16 protein-coding genes are annotated in these 23,011 nt (G+C 61.2%); 3 read left to right on the top strand and 13 right to left on the bottom strand.

Annotated features, from left to right (window positions below; translation table 11 throughout):
• Window positions 1-173: 173 nt before the first annotated feature.
• The 8 genes from HU724_RS26190 to betI all read right to left on the bottom strand — a co-directional run bounded on the left by HU724_RS26190 (window position 174) and on the right by betI (window position 11,921).
• On the bottom strand, window positions 174-1,352 hold the full coding sequence (locus HU724_RS26190; protein WP_186568938.1) for a BaiN/RdsA family NAD(P)/FAD-dependent oxidoreductase: 1,179 nt from the start codon (window positions 1,350-1,352) through the stop codon (window positions 174-176).
• Window positions 1,353-1,510: 158 nt separating this feature from the next.
• Window positions 1,511-2,896 (bottom strand): ATP-dependent RNA helicase DbpA, encoded by a 1,386-nt coding sequence (gene dbpA, locus HU724_RS26185; protein ID WP_186568937.1) that lies wholly within the window; start codon window positions 2,894-2,896, stop codon window positions 1,511-1,513.
• 311 nt (window positions 2,897-3,207) lie between these two features.
• Window positions 3,208-4,635 (bottom strand): multidrug transporter subunit MdtD, encoded by a 1,428-nt coding sequence (gene mdtD / locus HU724_RS26180; RefSeq protein ID WP_016772799.1) that lies wholly within the window; start codon window positions 4,633-4,635, stop codon window positions 3,208-3,210.
• A gap of 190 nt (window positions 4,636-4,825) precedes the next feature.
• The gene (locus tag HU724_RS26175) at window positions 4,826-6,163 is read right to left on the bottom strand and encodes a TldD/PmbA family protein (protein WP_186568936.1); all 1,338 of its coding nucleotides are present in this window, start codon (window positions 6,161-6,163) and stop codon (window positions 4,826-4,828) included.
• The gene (locus HU724_RS26170) at window positions 6,163-7,605 is read right to left on the bottom strand and encodes a TldD/PmbA family protein (RefSeq protein ID WP_186568935.1); all 1,443 of its coding nucleotides are present in this window, start codon (window positions 7,603-7,605) and stop codon (window positions 6,163-6,165) included. The genes HU724_RS26175 and HU724_RS26170 overlap by 1 nt, the downstream gene beginning before the upstream one ends.
• A gap of 251 nt (window positions 7,606-7,856) precedes the next feature.
• A complete protein-coding gene (gene betA / locus HU724_RS26165) occupies window positions 7,857-9,560 on the bottom strand; it encodes a choline dehydrogenase (protein ID WP_186568934.1) in 1,704 nt (567 codons plus the stop codon).
• Window positions 9,561-9,766: 206 nt separating this feature from the next.
• A complete protein-coding gene (gene betB / locus HU724_RS26160) occupies window positions 9,767-11,239 on the bottom strand; it encodes a betaine-aldehyde dehydrogenase (protein WP_024014608.1) in 1,473 nt (490 codons plus the stop codon).
• 88 nt (window positions 11,240-11,327) lie between these two features.
• Window positions 11,328-11,921 carry a transcriptional regulator BetI gene (betI, locus tag HU724_RS26155; protein ID WP_008085771.1) on the bottom strand — a complete coding sequence of 198 codons (594 nt, stop codon included), beginning with the start codon at window positions 11,919-11,921 and terminating at the stop codon, window positions 11,328-11,330.
• Between the two features lie 486 nt (window positions 11,922-12,407).
• Here betI and HU724_RS26150 point away from each other — a divergent pair, with 486 nt between their 5' ends.
• Complete coding sequence (locus HU724_RS26150) at window positions 12,408-14,348, top strand: BCCT family transporter (protein WP_223630511.1); 1,941 nt, start codon at window positions 12,408-12,410, stop codon at window positions 14,346-14,348.
• Between the two features lie 228 nt (window positions 14,349-14,576).
• Here the strand turns inward: HU724_RS26150 and choV are convergent, their stop codons facing one another.
• From choV to HU724_RS26135, 3 genes are all read right to left on the bottom strand, one after another.
• On the bottom strand, window positions 14,577-15,755 hold the full coding sequence (gene choV / locus HU724_RS26145) for a choline ABC transporter ATP-binding protein (protein ID WP_016772804.1): 1,179 nt from the start codon (window positions 15,753-15,755) through the stop codon (window positions 14,577-14,579).
• Window positions 15,752-16,597 carry a choline ABC transporter permease subunit gene (choW, locus tag HU724_RS26140; protein WP_016772805.1) on the bottom strand — a complete coding sequence of 282 codons (846 nt, stop codon included), beginning with the start codon at window positions 16,595-16,597 and terminating at the stop codon, window positions 15,752-15,754. Before choW ends, choV begins: the two co-directional genes overlap by 4 nt.
• A 77-nt stretch (window positions 16,598-16,674) precedes the next feature.
• Complete coding sequence (locus HU724_RS26135) at window positions 16,675-17,622, bottom strand: choline ABC transporter substrate-binding protein (RefSeq protein WP_016772806.1); 948 nt, start codon at window positions 17,620-17,622, stop codon at window positions 16,675-16,677.
• 436 nt (window positions 17,623-18,058) lie between these two features.
• On the opposite strand from HU724_RS26135, the gene HU724_RS26130 reads away from it, so the two are divergent.
• Both HU724_RS26130 and gbdR read left to right on the top strand, forming a co-directional pair.
• Complete coding sequence (locus tag HU724_RS26130) at window positions 18,059-19,435, top strand: L-serine ammonia-lyase (RefSeq protein ID WP_186568933.1); 1,377 nt, start codon at window positions 18,059-18,061, stop codon at window positions 19,433-19,435.
• Between the two features lie 538 nt (window positions 19,436-19,973).
• A complete protein-coding gene (gbdR, locus tag HU724_RS26125) occupies window positions 19,974-21,077 on the top strand; it encodes a choline metabolism transcriptional regulator GbdR (protein ID WP_007949927.1) in 1,104 nt (367 codons plus the stop codon).
• Between the two features lie 112 nt (window positions 21,078-21,189).
• Here gbdR and HU724_RS26120 read toward each other — a convergent pair whose 3' ends face one another.
• Both HU724_RS26120 and HU724_RS26115 read right to left on the bottom strand, forming a co-directional pair.
• Window positions 21,190-21,453: a hypothetical protein gene (locus HU724_RS26120; RefSeq protein WP_016772808.1), complete on the bottom strand. Its 264-nt coding sequence runs from the start codon at window positions 21,451-21,453 to the stop codon at window positions 21,190-21,192.
• A 371-nt stretch (window positions 21,454-21,824) separates the two neighbouring features.
• Complete coding sequence (locus tag HU724_RS26115; protein WP_186568932.1) at window positions 21,825-22,988, bottom strand: gamma-butyrobetaine dioxygenase; 1,164 nt, start codon at window positions 22,986-22,988, stop codon at window positions 21,825-21,827.
• Window positions 22,989-23,011: the final 23 nt, after the last annotated feature.

Genomic DNA, 23,011 nt, shown 5'->3' with positions numbered 1-23,011 from the left:
GCAATGGCGTCGAGCACATCTGACAGCAAAAAGTGTTCCTTTTACTTACACCACAAACCACTGTGGGAGCGAGCTTGCTCGCGAAAGCGGAGTGTCATTCAACATTGATGTCGACTGGTACACCGCATTCGCGAGCAGGCTCGCTCCCACAGGGTTTTGTATTTGGCCTTGAGTTAAGCGTACTGCGCAGCAGCGTAACCAGAGGCCCAGGCCCACTGGAAATTGAAGCCGCCCAAGTGCCCGGTGACGTCAAGCACTTCCCCAATGAAGTACAGGCCCGGGCTTTTCAGCGATTCCATGGTCTTCGACGACACCTCGCGGGTGTCGACGCCGCCCAGGGTCACCTCAGCCGTGCGATAGCCTTCAGTCCCCGCCGGCACAACCTTCCAGCTGCCGAGTTTCTCGGCAATCTCCGCCAGTTCGGCGTGGGTGTACTGCTTCATCGGTTTGGAGACAAACCAGTTGTCCGCCAGCAGATTGGCCATCTTCTTGGTGAAGATCTCGCCAAGCAAAGTCTTCAGCTCGCTGTTCGGACGCTCGGCGACTTGCTGTTGCAACCAGCTCGCCGCGTCGTGATCCGGCAGCAGGTTGATCTCTACCGTATCGCCAGACTCCCAGAACGAGGAAATCTGCAGAATCGCCGGGCCGCTGAGGCCACGGTGAGTGAACAGAATGTTCTCGCGAAAGCTCTGCTCGTTGCAGCTGACCAGACAATCCACCGAGGTGCCGGACAGCTCTGTGCACAACTCTTTGAGCTGGTCGGTGATGGTGAACGGCACCAGACCGGCGCGGGTCGGCAGCAGTTCATGGCCGAACTGTTTGGCGACTTGATAACCGAAACCGGTGGCGCCCAGGGTCGGAATCGATAGCCCGCCGGTGGCGATCACCAGCGACTGGCACTGGACTTGGCCGAGGGTGGTGTCGAGCAGATAACCGCTGTCGGTTTTTTCGATGGTCTGGATCGAGGTGTCCAGGTGCAGCTCGACGCCGGCCTGATCGCACTCATCAAGGAGCATGCCGAGAATGTCGCTGGATTTGTTATCGCAGAACAGCTGGCCGAGTTTCTTCTCGTGGTACGGCACGCCGTGTTTGCCGACCAGGCCGATGAAATCCCACTGGGTGTAACGCGCCAGCGCCGATTTGCAGAAATGCGGGTTCTGCGAAAGGAAATTGCTCGGTTCGGTGTACATGTTGGTGAAATTGCAGCGGCCACCCCCGGACATGAGGATTTTCTTGCCGGCCTTGTTCGCGTGGTCGAGCAGCAACACCTGACGCCCGCGCCCGGCGGCGGTCAGGGCACACATCAAGCCGGCGGCGCCAGCGCCAATGATCACGACTTCGGTAGAGCGCAAAACGGTGTCCTCACACAAAATTCAAAATCACCTGTGCTCCATGTGGGAGCGGGCTTGCCCGCGATGAGGCCTGCACATTCAACATAGATGTTGTCTGTCAGGCCGTCATCGCGGGCAAGCCCGCTCCCACAGGGGATCTCCTATGGATGGAAGATCGCTTACAGAATACGTACGCGCAACGAGCGGCCCTTGATCTTGCCGTCGTTCAGGCGCTGCAAGGCCTGCATGGCCACGGTGCGTTCAACGGCGACGTAGGCCTGGAAATCGAAGATCGCGATCTTGCCGACCTGCGCACCGGGAATGCCCGCTTCGCCGGTCAATGCGCCAAGAATGTCGCCAGGGCGCACTTTGTCTTTACGGCCCGCGCCGATGCACAGGGTGGTCATCGGCGGTTGCAGCGGCGCCAGGCCCTGGGACTTGAGGTTGTCGATCTGATCCCAGTTCAGCGGCGCTTTCTGCAGTTGTTCGATGGCTTGCGCACGATGAGCTTCGGACGGCGCGACCAGGCTGATGGCGATGCCTTTCTCGCCCGCGCGACCGGTACGGCCGACGCGGTGGATGTGGATTTCCGAATCGCGCGCCAGCTCGACGTTGATCACCATGTCCAGCGCATCGATGTCCAGACCACGGGCGGCGACGTCGGTGGCAACCAGCACCGAGGTGCTGCGGTTGGCGAACATCGCCAGTACCTGATCACGATCACGCTGTTCCAGATCGCCGTGCAGGCCAACGGCGGAAATACCTTTGGCGGTCAGGTGATCGACGGTTTCCTGAACCTGCTGCTTGGTGAAGCAGAACGCCACGCAGGACGCCGGACGGAAGTGGTGCAGGACTTTGGTCACCGCGCCCATGCGCTCTTCCGGAGAAATCTCGTAGAAGCGCTGCTCGATCTGCGTGTCGTCGTGGAAGGCTTCAGCCTTGACGGTCTGCGGATCGCGCATGAATTTCGAAGCCAGTTGCTTGATGCCCACCGGGTAGGTCGCGGAGAACAGCAGAGTTTGCCGGCGCTCCGGGGTCTTGATGATGATGTCTTCGATGGCGTCGTAGAAACCCATGTCGAGCATGCGGTCGGCTTCATCAAGGATCAGCGTGTTCAGGCCATCGAGCACCAGCGAACCCTTGCGCAAGTGCTGCTGAATGCGCCCCGGAGTGCCGACGATGATGTGCGCGCCGTGTTCCAGCGAAGCGATCTGCGGGCCGAACGACACGCCGCCGCACAGGGTCAGGACCTTGATGTTGTCTTCGGCGCGGGCCAGACGGCGGACTTCCTTGGCCACCTGGTCGGCCAGCTCGCGAGTCGGGCAGATCACCAGCGCCTGGCAACCGAAGTAGCGCGGGTTGATCGGGTTGAGCAGGCCGATGCCGAACGCGGCGGTCTTGCCGCTGCCGGTCTTGGCCTGGGCGATCAGGTCCATCCCCTTGAGGATCACCGGCAAGCTCTGCGCCTGGATTGGCGTCATCTGGGCATAACCGAGTGATTCGAGGTTAGCCAGCATGGCGGCGGACAGCGGCAGAGTATTAAAAGCGGTGGCGATGGTGGTCACGGGACTGGCCTGCAAAACAAAATGTCGCGCAGTGTAGCAGCCCCGTGCCGGTTTCCTCGACAGTTCTGGACGAACAGCGATTGAACCCGAGGCAGGGATTACCTGTGGCGAGGGGATTTATCTGTGGCGGGGGGATTTATCTGTGGCGAGGGGATTTATCCCCGATGGGGTGCGCAGCACCCCCAATACCTGCCACCTCAATTCATCAGGCTGACCGCATCCAACCTTTTTGGGGCTGCTGCGCAACCCAGCGGGGATAAATCCCCTCGCCACGGAAGTCCTTCAGCAGCCACAGATGTCCTCCAGCACAATCAGTGCTCGATGTGCTCTTCCGGGCGCTTGGCGCGGCGCCCGTCTTCCTTCGACAGCTGCGAGAAGATCGTCGCCGCCAGCATCGCCATCACGCCGACCGTGACGAAGGTCAGCTGGAACGCACCGAGTACGGTTTCCACGCCATCGTTGCCGACTTTCGCTGTGAAGCCGCCGAGCAGCGCACCGGCGCAAGCCACGCCGAGGCTCAGCGACAATTGCGCGACCACCGACAGCAGACTGTTGCCGCTGCTGGCGCTGGCATCGTCGAGGTCGATCAGCGTCACGGTATTCATTGCAGTGAATTGCAGCGAGTTGATCGCACCCAGCACGGCCAGCAGGCACAGCAGCAGCCAGTATGGCGTCTGCTCGCTGACCAGGCCCATGCTCGCCAGCATGATCCCCAGCGCCAGCGTGTTGCCGGTGAGGACGATGCGATAGCCGAGGCGTTCGATCAGCGGCCGCGCGACCCACTTGGCGATCATCGCCGCAGCGGCCAGCGGCAACATGCTCATCCCCGCTTGCGACGGCGAATAGCCCAACGCCACTTGCAGCAGCAACGGCACCAGGAACGGCAAAGCGCCGCTGCCCAGTCGCGCGAACAGGTTGCCGAGAATGCCGACGGCGAAGGTGCGGGTCTTGAACAATGACGGCGCGAACAACGGGTTTTCGATGTGCCCGGCGCGCAGCCAGTACGCCGCCAGACAGGCCATGCCGGCGAACAGCAGCAACATCACCCGCAGGTGCGGCAGGTGCAGTTCACCAAGACCTTCCATGGCAATGGTGATGAGGATCATCGCCGCGCCGAACAGCAGAAAGCCGAGGCTATCGAAGCGCGTGCGCTCCGTGCCGCGCAGGTCGGGAATGAATTTCCACACCGCATAACAGCCGATCACCCCGACCGGCAGATTGATCAGGAAGATCCAGTGCCACGTCACGTATTCCACCATCCAGCCGCCCATGGTCGGGCCGATCAGCGGGCCGAGCAGGCCGGGAATGGTGATGAAACCCATGATCCGCACCAGTTCCGAGCGCGGGTAGGCACGCAGCACCACCAGTCGCCCGACCGGCAGCATCAGCGCACCGCCGAGGCCCTGAATCACCCGTGCACCGATGAGCATGCTCAGGCTGCTGGACAAAGCGCAGAGCAACGAGCCGAAGCTGAACAGCAGAATCGCGCCGAAGAAGATTTTCTTGGTGCCAAAGCGGTCGGCGATCCAGCCGGAGGCCGGGATCAGCAGGGCCACGGTGAGCATGTAGGCGATGATCACACCCTGCATGCGCAACGGGTCTTCGGCCAGATCGCTGGCCATGGCCGGCAGCGCGGTGTTGAGGATGGTCCCGTCGAGGGACTGCATGAAGAACGCAATGGCGACGACCCACGGCAACCAGCGGGCGGTGATGGCGTCGAGAGGCGGGCGGTTGGGCATGGAACCTCGTGTGGGTGGTTAATCCAGATTTTTGTTCAAACATGAAACCCTGTGGCGAGGGGATTTATCCCCGCTGGGTCGCGCAGCGGCCCCAAAAAAGCGGGACTGCTGCGCAGTCCATCGGGGATAAATCCCCTCGCCACAGTTTCTATTCCAACAGGTGATCCCCTGTGTGCCGGGGATCTTTGTTTTACAGCGTTAGGGTCAACCGGCTGATCAGCGCCCCCGGCAACAGCGATGACGAGGTATTGCGCTGACTGTAGGTACTCGCCGACAGCAGCAATTCACGCTCGGTAGTCAACGCTTCCAGCTGCGAGCCGAGCAGGTTGTAGGCGCTGTCGTCGAAACGCATGGTGCTGACCGGCGCCTGGATCTCGCCGTTCTCGACCCAGAAGGTCGCGAAGCGGGTCATGCCGGTCATGCGCGCCGCCGGTTGGTCCGAGTAGTTCAGGTACCAAAGATTGCTGATGTACAGCCCGGTGCCCAACTGCTTGAGGATCTGTTCTTGCGACAGATCACCGGCGGCCATGTTCAATGCACTGGGCATCTCGCCACCGCCCGCACCGTTCGCCGCCAGACCGTATTCCGCCGCGCTGCGCGAACCGACCAGTTGATCACCGGCCCGGCCTTCGATGATCAGACGCAGATCGCTGCGCGGATAACCCTCGGCGGAAAACGCCGGGCTCAGGGATTCGCTGACTTTCTCATCCAGCGACACCAGCGGACTGAACGCCTGATCGCCGACGTAGAGTTTCTGCAACGGACTGCTCTTGCTGGCGATCGATTGCGCCGAGAACCCGCCCCAACTGAGCATGCCCATGATTTCTTCCAGCGCTGCCGGCGCCAGATAGGCGCGGTACTGTCCCGGTGCCAAAGTGCGTAACGGTCGGCCGAGAAACTCCAGCTGTTCGCGGGCCTGGGCGAAACGCCGGGCGAAGCCCTCGTCGCTCCAGTCATGCCCGGCGTAGCTGGCCTTCACCGCTTCGCCGTTTTCATGGAACAGGCTGAAGTCGAAGTTGAAACTGTTGGCTTCATGCCAGCCGAACGCGCCGGCGGAACTGGCGAAACCGCGGCTGATTGGGCCGGCAGCATAGAAACCGACCAGATCGAGACCTTCAGCGGCAGCGCAGATTTGCCCGACGACATCTTCGGTGTCCGGCAGCGGATGCGCTTGTACGTGCGTGCTCTGCCAGCTGTTGTGATTGAGCAACAGGTACGGATCCTGCGGCAGCAGCGGCAAGGTTTCGCGCAGTTGTTGCAAGCCTTCGGCGAGGCGTTGCAGATCGGCTTCCTGATCCCCGGACAAGGTGATCTGCAGGTCGGCGTGGCGACCGTCGTCGATCAGTTTCAGGCCGACGTTGGCCTGTTGCACTTGCCCGGCCTGGCGCACCTTGGCGTGATTGAAGCGCACGAACGCCGAGGCTTCGGCGGCGTAGCTGAGCGTGAACTGTTCCGGCTCGCGCACGCTGTCGCGCAGCCAGTTGACCATGACCTTGAAGGCGTCGGACTGACGCTTCGAAATGCTCATCAGGCGTCTCCCCCAAACACATCAATGTTGCTGAATACGCAGGCCGGCGAAGCGTGGCCGACGCGAATCACCTGGTTCGGTTCGCCCTTGCCGCAGTTCGGCGTGCCCAGCACCTTGACGGTGTTGGCATCGCCGACGGCGCGCAGGCTCTTCCAGAAGTGCGCGGAAATGGCCCGGTAGTTGGGATTTTTCACCACGCCTTTAAGTTCACCGTTCTCGATCAGCTGGCCCCATTCGCAGCCGAACTGGAATTTGTTGCGCGCATCGTCGATCGACCACGAGCGATTGGTGCTCATCAGAATGCCGTGCTTGATACCGCCGATCATCTGCTCCAGCGTCTGATCGCCCGGCTCGATGTTGAGGTTGGCCATGCGGTCGATCGGTGGCCGGTTCCAGCCGCAGGCGCGGCTGTTGGCAACGCCTTCGAGGCCGGCGCGATACTGCGACAGCGCCCCGCCCAATGGGCGCAGCAACAGGCCGTCGCGAATCAGGAATTGTTTGCTCGCCGCAGTGCCGTCGTCGTCATGGCCGTAGCTGGCGAGTTCTTCCGGGATGCCCGGATCGAAGGTTACGTTGAGCAGGTTGGAGCCGTATTGCAGGCTGCCGAAATCGCTGGTCTTGACGAAACTGGTGCCGGCGTAATTGCGCTCATCGCCGAGGATGCGGTCGAGCTCCAGCGGGTGACCGATGGATTCATGGATCTGCAGCATCATCTGATCGGGCATCAGCAGCAGGTCGCGCGGGCCTTGCGGGGTGTTCGGCGCGAGCAGCAGTTGCAGGGCCTGGTCGGCGACTTGCGGACCGGCACCGACCAGGCCGCAGCGGCTGATGACATCAGCGCCACCCTGTTGGCCGAAGTTCTCGCGGCCGAGGCTGCGGGTCTGGCTGTCGTTGCCGTCGTAGGCGGTGACGTCGAGGCTCGGATAGACGAAGCGCTGGGCCTGGCGCAATTCGGCGCCGGCGCTGCTCAGGTAGATCTGCTCGACATGGGTGATGCCGATGCTCACCTGCCAATTGACCAGGCGCTCATCCTTGGGCACCGAGGCGGACTCCGCACCGAGCAGATCGAAGCATTCGCTCAGGGACGGGAAGGGCTGTTCGAGGTTGGGTGAAAAATAATCAGCGCGGTCACTGGACAGCGTCTGCCCGCGCAGATCGAGCAAGGCGTGCGGCTTGAGCCGGCGGGCCTGTTGCTCGGCGCGCTCGAGGGCGGCTTGCAGGCCTTGTTGCGAGAGGTCATTGGTCGCCGCGTAGGCTTCGACGCCATTCACGCGCACGGTGAGCATTGCGCCTTCATCGCGGCTCAGGCTCGGCGGTTCGGCGACGTTCTTGCGCACCGACAGAAACTGCCCGGACTCGCGCACATACCGCAGGGAAAAAAATTCAGCGCCCGTGCGCAAGGCAGCAAAGCGCTGCTTGAGCTGGGGGTGGAAATCGAACATTCGAGAACCTCCTTGTAATGGAGTAGCGGCATGGCGACAGCGGGGAGGGGTGAAACGGTTACGCGAGGTCTAGAGTAGGCCTGCGTGGGGGTAGGATCAAGTGAAGAGGGGGTGTAGGGGAATTTACAGTGCAGCGGGGAATTGTGTGTTGCTGTGAGGGCCTCTTCGCGAGCAGGCTCGCTCCCACAGTTGAAATGCATTCCAATGTGGGAGCGAGCCTGCTCGCGAAGGTCGCGCCTCGGTATTACGTCTTACTGAGCCGCAGGGGTAATATCCCGCATCGGCTTGCCTTTGACCGGCGCGCCGTTCGCGACGTAATAAGCAGCGTTGCTGCGCGGCAGCGGCTTGCGGCCACGGATCCTGTCGGCGATTTTCTCGGCCATCATGATCGTCGGCGCGTTGAGGTTGCCGGTGGTGATGATCGGCATGATAGAGGCATCGACCACGCGCAGGCTCTGCATGCCATGCACACGACCTTCGCCATCGACCACGGCCATCTCGTCGGTGCCCATCTTGCACGAGCAGGACGGGTGGAACGCGGTTTCAGCGTGCTCGCGGATGAACTTGTCGAGCTGCTCATCGGTTTGCACGTCGATGCCCGGGCTGATTTCGCGACCACGGAACGCGTCGAGGGCCGGCTGCTGCATGATTTCGCGGGTCAGGCGGATGCCGTCGCGGAATTCCTGCCAGTCCTGCTCGGTGGCCATGTAGTTGAACAGGATGCTCGGGTGCTGGCGCGGATCCTTGGATTTGACCTGGATGCGGCCACGGCTCGGCGAGCGCATGGAACCCATGTGCGCCTGGAAACCGTGCTCTTTCACACCGTTGCTGCCGTTGTAGTTAATCGCCACCGGCAGGAAGTGGTACTGGATGTTCGGCCACTCGAATTCCGGACGCGAACGAATGAAACCGCCGGCCTCGAACTGGTTGCTGGCGCCGATGCCGGTGCCGTTGAACAGCCACTCGGCACCGATCGCCGGCTGGTTGTACCAGAGCAGCGACGGATACAGCGAAACCGGTTGGGTGCAGGCGTATTGCAGGTACAGCTCAAGGTGATCCTGCAGGTTTTCACCGACGCCCGGCAGATCGTGGACCACCGGGATGTCGAGACTTTCCAGCAATTTCGCCGGGCCGACACCGGAGCGCTGCAGAATCTGCGGCGAAGCGATGGCGCCGGAGCACAGCAGGACTTCCTTGCGCGCCTTGGCTTCAACACGTTCTTCAGCGTCGCCGATCAGGTAACGCACGCCGACCGCGCGCTTGCCTTCAAAGAGAATCTTGTCGGTCAGGGCGTGGGTGACGATGGTCAGGGTCGAACGCTTCTTGGCGATGTCGAGGTAGCCACGGGCGGTGGAAGCACGGCGGCCGTTCGGCGTCACGGTGCGGTCCATCGGGCCGAAGCCTTCCTGCTGGTAACCGTTGAGGTCTTCGGTACGCGGGTAACCGGCCTGCACGCCGGCTTCAACCATGGCGTGGAACAGCGGGTTGTTGCCGGCTTTCGGCGTGGTCACGCTGACCGGGCCGTCGCCACCGTGGTAATCGTTCGGGCCGATGTCACGGGTTTCGGCTTTGCGGAAGTACGGCAGGCAATCGAGGTACGACCAGTCTTCCAGGCCCGGCAGTTTCGCCCAGCCGTCGTAGTCCATGGCGTTGCCACGGATGTAGCACATGCCGTTGATCAGCGAAGAGCCGCCGAGGCCTTTGCCGCGACCGCATTCCATCCGGCGCCCGTCCATGTGTGGCTCTGGATCGGTTTCGTAGGCCCAGTTGTAACGACGACCCTGCAGCGGGAAGGCCAGCGCAGCGGGCATCTGGGTACGGAAGTCGAGGCGGTAGTCCGGCCCCCCGGCTTCGAGCAACAGAACGGTGACGCCTTCGTCTTCAGTCAGACGGGTCGCCAGGGTGTTACCGGCCGAGCCGGCACCGATGATGATGTAATCGAATTCTTGGGACATTGAATGCACCCTCTTTGAAGTTGGTCAGGTCAACTGTGACCGCGCACCTGTGGCGAGGGGATTTATCCCCGTTCGGCTGCGCAGCAGTCGCAGAGTCGGCGACTGGTTCTGTCTGGAGAATTGCAGTGTCTGGAGGGGGGCCGCTTCGCAGCCCGACGGGGATGAATCCCCTCGCCACAATGGCCCCACCCGGACTCTGAGTCTGATCAGAACACCGAGACGTAATCGCCCAGCTCGACCTGTACCGATTTGATGCGGGTGAAGTTGTTCAGCGAGCTGATCCCGTTCTCACGGCCAACACCCGACTGCTTGTAGCCGCCGACCGGCATTTTTGCGTCGGACTCGCCCCAGGCGTTGATCCAGCAGATACCGGCTTCCAGTTGATGGATCACGCGGTGCGCGCGGTTCAGGTCTTTGGTAACGATACCGGCGGCCAGGCCGAAGTCGGTGTCGTTGGCGCGGCGGATCACTTCTTCTTCGGTTTCGTAGGAAAGGATCGCCATCACCGGGCCGAAGATCTCTTCGCGCACGATGGTCATGTCGTCGGTGCAGTCGGTGAACACGGTTGGCGCAACGAACGCGCCTTTGGCGAATTCGCCGTCGGTCAGTCGACCGCCGCCGCACAGCACGCGTGCGCCTTCTTCTTTACCCTTGGCGATGTAAGCCAACACGCTTTCCATGTGCGGGAAGCTGACCAGCGGGCCGAAGTTGGTGTTTTCGTCTTCCGGGTTGCCAACGCGGATGCGCGCAACGCGCTCAACGATCTTGGCTTCAAAAGCGGCTTTCAGGTGCGCCGGTACGAACACGCGAGTGCCGTTGGTGCAGACCTGACCGGAGCTGTAGAAGTTGGCCATCATCGCCGTGTCGGCGGCGCGATCGAGATCGGCGTCGTCGCAGATGATCAGCGGCGACTTGCCGCCCAGTTCCATGGTCACGTCCTTGAGCGACGAAGCCGAGGCGCTGGCCATGACTTTCTTGCCGGTGTCGGTGCCTCCAGTGAAGGAGATTTTCTCGATGCGCGGGTGCTCGGTCAGCCAGGTGCCGACTTCGCGGCCGCTGCCGGTCAGGACGTTGAACACGCCGTTCGGCACGCCGGCTTCGGTGTAGATCTCAGCCAGTTTCAGAGTGGTCAGCGAGGTGACTTCGCTTGGCTTGAAGATCATCGCGTTACCGGCCGCCAGGGCTGGAGCGGATTTCCACAGGGCGATCTGGATCGGGTAGTTCCACGCGCCGATACCGGCGACCACGCCCAGCGGTTCGCGACGGGTGTAAACGAACGAGGTGTCACGCAGCGGGATCTGCTCGCCTTCGATGGCGGGCACCAGGCCTGCGTAGTATTCCAGCACGTCAGCGCCGGTGACGATGTCGACGTACTTGGTTTCGGAGAAGGATTTGCCGGTGTCCAGGGTTTCCAGCGCGGCCAGCTCATCGTTGCGCTCGCGCAGGATGTCGACGGCGCGGCGCAGGATGCGCGAACGCTCCATGGCGGTCATCGCGGCCCAGATTTTCTGGCCCTTTTCGGCGCTGACCACAGCGCGCTCGACGTCGTCTTTGGTCGCACGTTGCACCAGTGCGAGGACTTCACCGTTCGCCGGGTTGATGGCTTCGAAGGTGGCGTCGCTGCCGGCGTCGGTGTACGCGCCATCGATGTAGAGTTTTTGCAGTTCGAAACGGGCCATAGTGTCCTCGCAAGTGCATTGGTGGTTGGCGTTGACCACCGCGATCACACTGCGGTGGAGTTCAGGGGCCGAGCATTTTCTGTGTGCTCTAGCTCACCTTCTTGGCCAATTGGAAATCCATGTATTCGTAAGCGATCTGTTGCGCCTGCGCCGTGTCGAAAGCGTCTCCCGACAGCGCGCCGCGCAACCACAAGCCGTCAATCAACGCTGCCAGACCCCGGGCGGCGCTGCGCGCATCTTCGAGCGGCAGCACACGGCGGAACTGGCAGCACAGGTTGGAATACAGACGGTGATCGTTGATCCGCTGCAACCTGTGCAAAGACGGCTGGTGCATGCTGGTGGCCCAGAAGGCCAGCCAGGTTTTCATTGCCGGGCCATTGACCTGGCTGGCGTCGAAGTTGCCTTCGATGATCACCTGCAGATGCGCCCGTGGGCTGTCATCTGCCAGCGCCTGACGGCGCGCGGTGACGCTCTCGCTGAGGGCGGTCATCAGGTACCGCATCGTGGCGGCGATCAGGCCGTTCTTGTCCTGAAAGTAATGACTGATGATGCCATTCGAGACACCGGCCAAACGGGCGATCAGCGCAATGCTGGCGTCCCCCATTCCGACCTGATCGACCGCTTGCAAAGTGGCTTCGATCAATTGTTGGCGGCGGATGGGTTGCATACCGACCTTGGGCATCTTGCACATCTCCTTAGGCCTTCCGAGGGGCGAATGACGCCGATCGGATTGAGGGCCAGTCTATTTTGTTTTGATTGAACGTTCAATCAACAAAGAATAAGATCTGCGACAATTCGTCGCTGCCTACAGAAAATTCCTACGCGTAATGACGATAAAAACCGACACCTGAAACGGCTCGAAACCTGCGCGGGGCATGGCGCGGTTCGCGATTCGATGGACGTGTTGAAAGGGCAAGACGCTCGGGGCCAGGTTTCGGATGAACGTCCGTCGCCTCTGGCCACGAAAGCGAATACGCAACGCCATTTCGGCAGGTTCGGGCTTTTTTCGGAGTGTCTTTATATCACCCGCCGGTCGGCTGCCAACTAACCGATTGGTCGGGTTCCGTGATGCCTTGTGTTCTTCTCTCGCACTGCCTGGAGCATTTGTGCCATGAGTTCTGCCTCGCTAATAAAGACCCCGCCCGAGAAGGTGACGGTCAACGGTTGGGTGTTCTACACCTCGACCGCGCTGATTCTGTTGTTGACCGCCATTCTGATCATCGCCCCGCAAGAGGCCGGCAGAATGTTGGGGATGGCCCAGGCCTGGTTGTCGCGCAGCTTCGGCTGGTACTACATGGTAGTGATCGCCGCCTACCTGGTGTTCGTGGTCGGTCTGGCGTTTTCCTCGTACGGCAAACTCAAACTGGGCAGCAAGGACGACACCCCGGATTTCAGTTACGGCGCCTGGGCGGGGATGCTGTTCTCGTCGGGCATCGGCATTTCGCTGCTGTACTTCGGCGCGTCCGAGCCGCTGGATCATTACTTCAATCCGCCGGAAGGCACCTCGGCCACCAACATGGCCGCGCGTCAGGCGGTGCAACTGACCTTCCTGCACTGGGGCCTGCACGGCTGGGCGATCTACGCTTTGGTCGGCCTTGCCGTGGCGTATTTTGCCTATCGGCATAACCAGCCGCTGGCGCTGCGTTCGGCGCTGTATCCATTGGTCGGCGAGCGTTGGGTCAAAGGCGCGGCCGGTCACGCGGTGGACGGCTTCGGCATGTTCGTGACCCTGCTGGGTCTGGTGACCAACCTGGGGATTGGCTCGCTGCAAGTGTCGTCCGGGCTGGAAAACCTGTTCGGCATGGAGCACAGCAACACCAACCTGCTGATCGTCATCATCGTCATGAGCACAGTAGCGACCATCGCCGCTGTGTCGGGTGTGGAAAACGGCATCCGTCGTCTGTCCAACCTGAACATCGTGCTGTTCAGCGGCCTGCTGATTTTCGTTCTGCTGTTCGGCCCGACTTTGCACCTGCTCAACGGTTTCGTGCAGAACATCGGTGACTACCTCAACGGCGTGGTGCTGAAGACCTTCGACCTGTACGTCTACGAAGGCGACAGCGCCAAGTCCGATCGCTGGCTGGGCCTGTGGACGCTGTTCTACTGGGCCTGGTGGATTTCCTGGGCGCCATTCGTGGGCATGTTCATTGCGCGGATTTCCCGTGGTCGCAGCGTGCGTGAGCTGGTTGCTGGCGTGCTGCTGATTCCGCTGGGCTTCACCTTGGCGTGGCTGTCGATCTTCGGCAACTCGGCGCTGGATCTGGTGATGAATCAGGGCGCGGTGGAGCTGGGCAAGACGGCGCTGGAACAGCCGTCGATGGCGATCTATCAGTTGCTTGAGCATTACCCGGCGTCGAAAGTCGTGATTGGTGTGTCGATCTTCGTCGGCTTCGTGCTGTTCCTGACCCCGGCCGACTCCGGCGCGGTGATGATGGCGAATCTTTCCTGCAAGGGCGGCAACGTCGATGAAGACGCGCCGCACTGGCTGCGGATCTTCTGGTCGGTGGTGATCACGCTGGTGACCATCGGCCTGCTGTTCGCCGGCAACTTCGAAGCCATGCAGACCATGGTCGTGCTGGCCGGCCTGCCGTTCTCGGTGGTGCTGATCTGTTTCATGTTCGGCCTGCACAAGGCGATGCGCCAGGACGTGCAGATCGAGCAGGAGCAAGCGCAACTGGCCGAGCGCGGACGCCGTGGTTTCAGCGAGCGCCTGACGCAACTGGATCTGCAGCCGAGCCAATCGGTGGTGCAGCGCTTCATGGACAAACACGTCACCCCGGCGCTGGAGGATGCGGCGGCGCAATTGCGCAATCAGGGCATTGAAGTGCAGACGCTGCTGGGCAAGGCCAAGCGCTGCATGGGCGTGCGGGTCGAGATGGAAGAGGGCAACCCTTTCGTTTACGAAGTGAGCCTGGATGGTTATCTGGCGACCCCGACCGAATCGGCGCAGTCGGACGAAGCGCGTCAGCGTTACTACCGTGCTGAGGTGTATTTGCACAATGGCAGCCAGGATTACGACTTGATGGGCTTCACCCCGGAGCAGATTACGCGGGATGTGCTGGATCAGTTCGAGAGCCACCGGCAGTTGCTTGGGCGGGTTTACAGCTAAAGTCAAAAGCTCCCTCACCCCAGCCCTCTCCCTAAGGGAGAGGGGGAAGGGAGCAGATCGGGGGCTTTTCAAGACCTGAGTTCGACTCGAAATTTCAGGTCGATGTAGCTTGACCGTCCAACTCGGTCGGTCCCCTCTCCCTCTGGGAGAGGGCTAGGGTGAGGGGCTTTTTCCTGACCCAACAAAAAGGGATCGCTCACCGCGATCCCTTTTTTATGCCACCTGCGGCTAACCCAGATTCTTGCCCAACAACGCGTGATACAACTCGCTGTCCCCCAGAATCCCCACCACATGATTGTTATCGTGCAGCACCAGCTTGTTGCCGGTCTGATAACGGATCTGCAGCGCGTCACGCATGCCGATATTCGAATCCACCAGCGTTGGCTTGCGCTCCAGGCCTTCCACTGCTTGCCCCGGTGCCCAGTTCTGCAGGTTCAGCACCGAGCCGTTCTGCCGTGCGCCTTTGATGGTGTTGCCTTCGGCCAGGTCCAGCCACGAGTCGCCGCCCGGATCGAGGCACACCGAGCCGTTGATGCGTTTGCACTTGTCCAGCGTGCGCATCAGGCTGCGGCCGCAGAGCACGTTGAGCGGATTGGTGTGGGCGACGAAGGTGCGCACATAGTCGTCCGCCGGGTTGAGGACGATCTCTTCCGGCACGCTGTACTGGATGATCCGGCCGTCTTTCATGATCGCGATGCGGCTGCCGAGTTTGAGGGCTTCATCAAGGTCGTGGCTGACAAACACGATGGTCTTGCTCAGCTTGCGTTGCAGTTCCAGCAGTTCATCCTGCAGACCCTGGCGGATCAGCGGGTCGAGAGCCGAGAACGGTTCGTCCATCAGCAGAATATCGGCGTCCATGGCCAGCGCACGGGCGAGGCCGACGCGCTGTTGCATGCCGCCGGAAAGTTCGTCCGGCTTCTTGTTGCGCCATTGGGTCAGGCCAACCAGTTCGAGTTTCTCATCGACCAGTTTCTTGCGTTCCTTCTCCGGTCGACCCTGCATTTCCAGACCGAAACTGATGTTCTCGCGCACTGTCAGCCAGGGCATCAAGGCGAACTTCTGGAACACCATGGCAATGCGCTTGGTGCGCATCATCTTCAGCTCGGCGGGCGTGCAGGACGCGATGTCGATCTGACGGTTTTCATGCTCGACGAACAGCTTGCCGCGGCTCACGGTGTTGAGGCCGTTGATGCAGCGCAGCAGGCTCGATTTGCCCGAGCCGGAGAGGCCCATCAGCACGCATATCTCGCCTTTGTTGATGTCCAGCGTGGCTTTTTCCACGCCGACGATCTGACCGGTCTTCTTCAGGATCTCGTTGCGGGTCATGCCCTGATCAAGCAGCTTGAGTGCCTCGCGCGGGTCTTTGGAGAAGATTACGTCGACGTCTTCGAAGCGAATTATGCTCATGCGTCACCCCCTACTTTAGCGTCGGGTTGTTTGCAGATACGGTCGAGCATGATCGCCAGCAGTACGATTGCCAGGCCTGCTTCGAAGCCCAGCGCAATATCAGCAGTGTTCAGTGCGTTGACCACCGGTTTGCCGAGTCCGTCGGCGCCGACCAGTGCCGCGATCACCACCATCGACAGCGACAGCATGATGCACTGGGTGATGCCGGCCGCGATGCTCGGCATGGCGTGCGGCAGTTCGATCCGGGAGAGCAATTGGCGACGCGAGCAGCCGAAGGCCTTGCCGGCGTCCATCAGTTCTTGCGGGACATCACGGATGCCCAGGTAGGTCAGGCGGATCGGCGCCGCGATGGCGAAGACCACCGTGGAGATCAGGCCCGGTACCACACCCAGCCCGAAGAGGGTCAGGGTAGGAATGAGGTAAACGAAGGTCGGTACGGTCTGCATCAGATCGAGCACCGGCCGCATCATGGTGTAGAACATCGGTTTGTGCGCGGCGACGATGCCCAGCGGCACGCCTATCAACACGCAGACCAGGGTGGCGAACAGCACCTGGGCGAGGGTTTCCATGGTTTCCTGCCAGTAACCCAGGTTGAGGATCAGCAGGAACGAGGCGACCACGAACGCGGTCAGGCCCCACTTGCGTTGAATCAGATGGGCAATGATGGCAATCAGGCCAATCAGCACCAGCGGGTTGAACCAGGTCAGCGCAAACGTCACGCCGTGGATCATCGTTTCCAGTGTCACGGCGATTGCGTCGAAGGTGTTGGCGCCGTGTTGCGTCAACCATTCGACGAAGCCCGCGATGTACTGGCCTAAAGGTATTTTCTGATCAATCAGCATGGTAGTGAACGTCCGCATGCAAGGAAATTAACAGCCCGGGCAGGCACGCCTGCCCGGCATAAGCGGTGCCCCTCAAATCAAGGCGCGAGCTTGGCTTTCACGGCCTCCAGGCCTGGTTTACCGTCAATGGTGGTCACGCCAGCGAGCCAGGTATCGAGCACCTGTGGATTCTTTTTCAGCCAGGCCTTGGCGGCCGCGTCAGGCTTCATCTTGTCGTCGAGGATGTTGCCCATCAGTTCACTTTCCATGTCGACGGTGAACTCCAGGTTTTTCAACAGCTGACCGACATTGCTGCATTCTTCGGCGTAACCCTTGCGAGTGTTGGTCGCCACGGTGGCTGCGCCGAAATCGGGGCCGAAGAAGTCGTCGCCGCCGGTCAGGTATTGAATCTTGAAGCGCTTGTTCATCGGGTGCGGTGCCCAGCCGAGGAAGACCACGGCGGTGTCGCGCTTCTGCGCCCGGTCGACTTGCGAGAGCATGCCGGCCTCGGAGGATTCGACGATCTTGAAGCCTGCGGTCTTCAGGCCGAAGGCGTCCTTGTCGATCATGCTCTGGATCAGCCGGTTGCCGTCGTTGCCCGGCTCGATGCCGTAGATCTTGCCGTCGAGTTCTTTCTTGAATTTGGCGATGTCGGCGAAGTCATGCAGGCCTTTGTCGTACAGGGCTTGCGGCACGGCGAGGGTGTATTTGGCACCCTTGAGGTTGGTGCGCACGGTGTCGACGGTGCCGGCATCGCGATACGGCTTGATGTCGTTCTCCATGGTCGGCATCCAGTTACCGAGAAACACGTCCATGTTCTTGCCGTCGGCCAGCGACTTGTAGGTCACGGGCACGGAGATCATGGTGGTCTTGGTCTTGTAGCCGAGGGCGTTGAGAACAACGGAAGTGGTAGCGGTGGTGGCGGTGATGTCGGTCCAGCCGACATCGGAGAAGTTAACGAGGCTGCACTGTGCCGGTTCTGCGGCTTGCGCCAGTAACGGCAGACTCAGCAGGGCGGCCAACAACAACGACGGGGAACCTTTCATGGATGGACTCCTTGGTGTTTTTTTTTGGCAGTGTTCCGACTGTGGACCACCGCACTTATGGGTTGCGGTTGGTGGCGTTCTGACGACAGCTCTACCGCAGCGCCTTGCAATCGAGTCATCCCGATCATGTACCAGTGAAAATCTGACGCCTACAGGGAGGGTCGTATCCAGTACAGGGATGGTCGCTTCCAGTGTCGGTGACGTCGCTTACAGCTTTTTTCCGCCCCCGATGACCTGCTCAACGGCATAAAAACGGCGTATTTGCGGGGCGAAAACGTAACGACGCTGCTGGACATGACTGCGTCGGTGTCAGACGCCGAGCGCGCCGACAAAAGCCCGATGATGCCGGCATTCGGCGGATCGCAGCTTGAGCGTAGCAGCTCCGCCAGCGGGCGCTTTTGCCGCCCGGACCGGTATTCTCAGGAGCTTCGCAGCAATGGCTATCAGCGTTTTCGACCTGTTCAAAATCGGCATCGGCCCTTCCAGTTCCCACACCGTCGGACCGATGCGCGCCGCCGCATTGTTCGTCGAGTCGCTGCGCGGCAAGCATCAGCTGGAGCAGGTGCGGCGTATCGAGGTGCAGTTGTTTGGATCGCTGTCGGCCACCGGCATCGGCCACGGCAGCGACAACGCGGTGATCATGGGCCTGATGGGCGAGTGGCCGGACGCAATCGACCCGGCGCAGATCGGCCCGCGCATTCAGGCGCTGCGCGAAACCCATACGCTTTTATTGGATGGCCGTCTGTCGGTGCCGTTTATCTGGGCACGGGACATGCGCCTGATCGACGAAAACCTGCCATTCCATCCCAACGCCATGACGCTGGTGGCCGAAGGCGAGTTCGGTGAGTTGCACCGTGACACCTACTATTCGGTCGGCGGCGGCTTCGTCGTTGATGAGGCGCAAGCGGCCAGCGGTGTGGTCGATCTGGATCGCACCGAATTGCCTTACGACTTCTCCAGTGCGATCGAGCTGCTGCAGTTGTGCAAAACGCACAACCTGCGCGTCGCCGAACTGATGATGGCCAACGAAAAGGTCTGGCGCAGCGAAGAAGAGATCCGTGCCGGGCTGATGAAACTGTGGCGGGCGATGCAGGATTGCGTCGAGCAGGGCCTCAAGCACGAAGGCATTCTGCCCGGCGGCCTGAACGTGCGGCGGCGGGCGGCGAAGTTGCACCGCAGCCTGCAAGAGCTGAACAAACCGAACGTCATCGGCTCGACCCTGAGCGCCATGGAGTGGGTCAACCTGTTCGCCCTCGCCGTCAATGAAGAGAATGCCGCTGGCGGGCGTATGGTCACTGCACCGACCAACGGCGCGGCGGGGATCATCCCGGCGGTGCTGCACTACTTCATGAAATTCAGCGAAGCGGTCACCGACGCCAACGTCGTCGACTATTTCCTCGGCGCGGCGGCAGTCGGCATTCTGTGCAAGAAGAATGCGTCGATCTCTGGGGCCGAGGTGGGCTGCCAGGGCGAGGTCGGTTCGGCCTGCGCCATGGCAGCGGCGGGGCTGGCGGAGATTCTCGGCGCCACGCCCGAGCAATTGTGCAACGCGGCGGAAATCGGCCTGGAGCACAATCTGGGCCTGACCTGCGACCCGGTCGGTGGCCTGGTGCAGGTGCCGTGCATCGAGCGCAATGCAATCGCGGCAGTGAAAGCGATCAACGCGGCGCAAATGGCCCTGCGCGGCGACGGTCAGCACTTTATCTCGCTGGACCGAGTGATCCGCACCATGCGCGATACCGGCGCCGATATGCATGACAAATATAAAGAAACTTCGCGCGGTGGCTTGGCGGTCAGTGCGGTTGAATGCTGAAACGGCGTTGCCCTTATCGCTGGCAAGCCAGCTCCCACAGGTTCTTCAGTGTTGATGCCATTTGGTTCACACCACAAATCCCTGTGGGAGCTGGCTTGCCAGCGATAGGGCCAGACCAGTCAAAACTGCTCGACAAAAGAACACCCCGATCGAGCCACGCCACCTTTTGGCGCGTCGCAATCAGACAAGCCTCACTGTCAGTCGTGACTTATCAGTCGTTAATCGACCGTCCGTCGTCCGTGCTTGCGGTGACACTCTGTGCAAATCCGCTGCAGGCCAGTTCCCACAAGTGCTACCGATCTGCTCACGGGCTGCGCGGCAGGGCGCTCGCGGCATCTGATGGCACTTCGAAATGGCGTGTTCCGAGGTCGCGTATAGACGCGTCGCGAGGTCGTTTTCAGGAGTTATTGAATGGCCGTCCAATTTCAGGCACGGCAATTGCTCTGTCATAACAAAGCCTGCTTTCTCTGTGAGACGCGGGCAATAACAAGAGCCTCCGCCTGAGGCCGCCACCCGCTTTGTGTGAGGAGATACCGCGATGACGTCGTTCAACTCCGGGGCCCAACCCCAGAACCGTGCGCCTCAATCCATCGGCTTTCTGCTGCTGGACAATTTCACGCTGATTTCCCTGGCGTCCGCCGTTGAGCCGCTGCGCATGGCCAATCAGTTGTCCGGTCGCGAGCTGTATCGCTGGAGCACCCTTACCGTCGATGGCGGCCAGGTCTGGGCCAGTGACGGACTGCAGATCACTCCCGACGCCTCAATGCACAAAGCCCCGCCCCTGGACACGGTGATCGTCTGCGGCGGCATCGGCATTCAACGTACCGTAACCCGTGAACACGTCTCGTGGCTGCAAAGCCAGGCGCGCCAGTCCAAGCGCCTGGGCGCGGTGTGCACCGGCAGTTGGGCGCTGGCCTGTGCCGGTCTGCTCGACGGCTTCGATTGCAGCGTGCACTGGGAATGTCTGGCGGCGATGCAGGAAGCTTTCCCGCGCGTGGCCATGAGCACACGGCTGTTCACCCTCGACCGTAACCGCTTCACCAGTTCCGGCGGTACCGCGCCGCTGGACATGATGCTGCACCTGATCAGCCGCGATCACGGTCGTGAACTGTCGGCAGCGATCTCGGAAATGTTCGTCTACGAGCGCATCCGCAACGAACAGGATCACCAGCGTGTGCCGCTCAAGCACATGCTCGGCACCAACCAGCCGAAGTTGCAGGAAATCGTCGCGTTGATGGAAGCCAATCTGGAAGAGCCGATCGATCTGGATGAACTGGCGGTGTATGTCGCGGTGTCGCGTCGACAACTGGAGCGGTTGTTCCAGAAATACCTGCACTGCTCGCCGTCACGCTATTACCTGAAGCTGCGCCTGATCCGCGCCCGGCAACTGCTCAAACAGACGCCGATGTCGATCATCGAGGTGGCGTCGGTGTGTGGGTTCGTCTCCACGCCGCACTTCTCCAAGTGCTATCGCGAGTACTTCGGCATCCCGCCGCGTGACGAACGCGTCGGCTCCAACACCACCCAGCAGGTAGCGATGCTGCCGCTGCCGCAGGCCATCGTGATGTCGCCGCTCTCGGGGCCGATGTCAGCGCTGAGTCAGGCGCGCAATGAGTCGACGTTTGCCAGCGTAAGGCTGTAGACCGAGTCAGCTTCATCGCTGGCAAGCCAGCTCCCACAGGGTCTGTGTAGTACACAAATGTTGTGTCGGCCCGGATCACTGTGGGAGCTGGCTTGCCAGCGATGGCGGCCTGTCAGGCGCTGTGGGACTGCTGGTAATCCGAGAGGGCCGGCAACAATTGCTTGTCGATCGCCTGACGCACCGCCGGCTGAATGCTGGCGCCGCTGGTGTACATGTCCTTGACCATCTTGCGCAGTTCGAATGCGCGAACATTATCCAGTCCTCGCACCGCGCACTCACAGGCCTGCTCGGCGGTGGTACCGCTCGGCACCTGAATACCCAAGGCCTTGAGCTGGCCCAACAGATCTTCCTGGTCAATCAAATCGGCGTACATCATTACGCAAATCCTTCTGTGGCAACGGAGGTCTTGGCTCGATTCTGGTGGCCCCGACCGGACGCGGCAAGGGCGTTTTGTCGCGGTGGCCGGGACGACTATGAACAGGTCGTTTTCGGCTAACCGACTGGATTGGCGACTAGGCACACTGGCCCCAGCTCGCTTCACGAAGGTTTGGTCACCCTCGCCTGGCAGCTCCTCAACAGTACCCTCCTCAGCTCCGATCCTGTCACGGCTTGATCGGAGTTTTTTTTGCTTGTGAATCAGCCAGAGATTGGTTGTTCCCGCTGACGCTTTCGCGAGCAGGCTCGCTCCCACTTTGCAATGCGTACCCCTGTGGGAGCGAGACTGCTCGCGAAGAACGATGACGTGGTTCAACGTTGCAACACCAGAATCCGCGACAACAACTCATCCCGGTCGACATAGCAGCCCTGAAAATGTCGCGCCCCGGTGGCTGGATCAAAGGCATTGCGCGCATGCAGCGTGCGGCGGTTGTCAAAGCACCACAACTCGCCCGGCTTGAGTCGCTGCATCAGCCGAAACCGCGGCTCGCGGGTCATCGCAATAAAGCGCCGATAGGCTCGATACAGCAGCGGCATCTGCGCCACCGACGTATCGAACGCCCCGCGCAGAAAGTTGGCCATGCGAATCTCCGCCACCCGGCCCAGCGCATCCACAGCGATGATCGGCGCCAGGCAGCGATAGTCGCTGTGCCGGTCCTTGTTGCGGAATTCCACAGGGATTTCGCACAGGGCCTCAAACAGCTGCGGCTCCTCCTGACGCAAGGCGTCGGCGATCGCAAAACCATCGACGAAAATGTTCTCGCCACCCTCGGCATCATTCACCAGGCAATGCAGAAATTGCAGCCCCGGTTGCAGCTCGCGAGTCGGCAGATCCGTGTGCAATGGCAGGTTGAAGGCGGTGTAGGCGTTGCTGTCGGCGTCGGCTTTGGATTGCACATTGAACAGCACGCCGAAGTTGCTTTCGCGGATGAAGGAAATCCGCTGCGCGATGAGCTTCAGCGAGCCCGGCTCGGTGGGCACGCCACGCACTTGGGTCAGGCCGATGTCGCGCACGGCGAGCAACCATTGCAGCAGCGCGGCGTTGTCGTTCATCAGCGCGATGTAGTCGAACACCGGCAACTGCAGATCGCTGTGCCACAAACGGGGCTGCGGTTTGCCGGCCAGGCGTTCGGCGCGGGATTCATCGTCATAGGCATGTGCGCGCAACCAGCCCGGGTCAAAGCGGCTGAGGTGACCGTCCTGCCAGTCGATACGCAGGCAACCATCGCTGTCGATGCGCGTGGCCAGCGGTCGCAAATCCTCGGCGGCATCGACGCTCTCGAAAACCTGCTCGCGAGTGACGCTGTAGACACATTGATCACACGGGCAATTGTCGCGCAACCATACGTGGTGAAACGGGCTGACACGTCCGTCAGCCCATTCGATGACAACGCGATCCGCCAGACCCTGCACGCCACCGAGCGCGCTGATCAACGGATAAGTACGAAAATCGGCAACAGCGACGGCGGTGTTCATGACGGCTCCTTGGCAGTGGGGAT

It is taken from the genome of Pseudomonas iranensis (genome assembly GCF_014268585.2).
GTDB lineage: Bacteria > Pseudomonadota > Gammaproteobacteria > Pseudomonadales > Pseudomonadaceae > Aquipseudomonas > Aquipseudomonas iranensis.
Note: the sequence above shows the minus strand (reverse complement) of the source record. Positions and strands in the feature narration are given on the sequence as shown.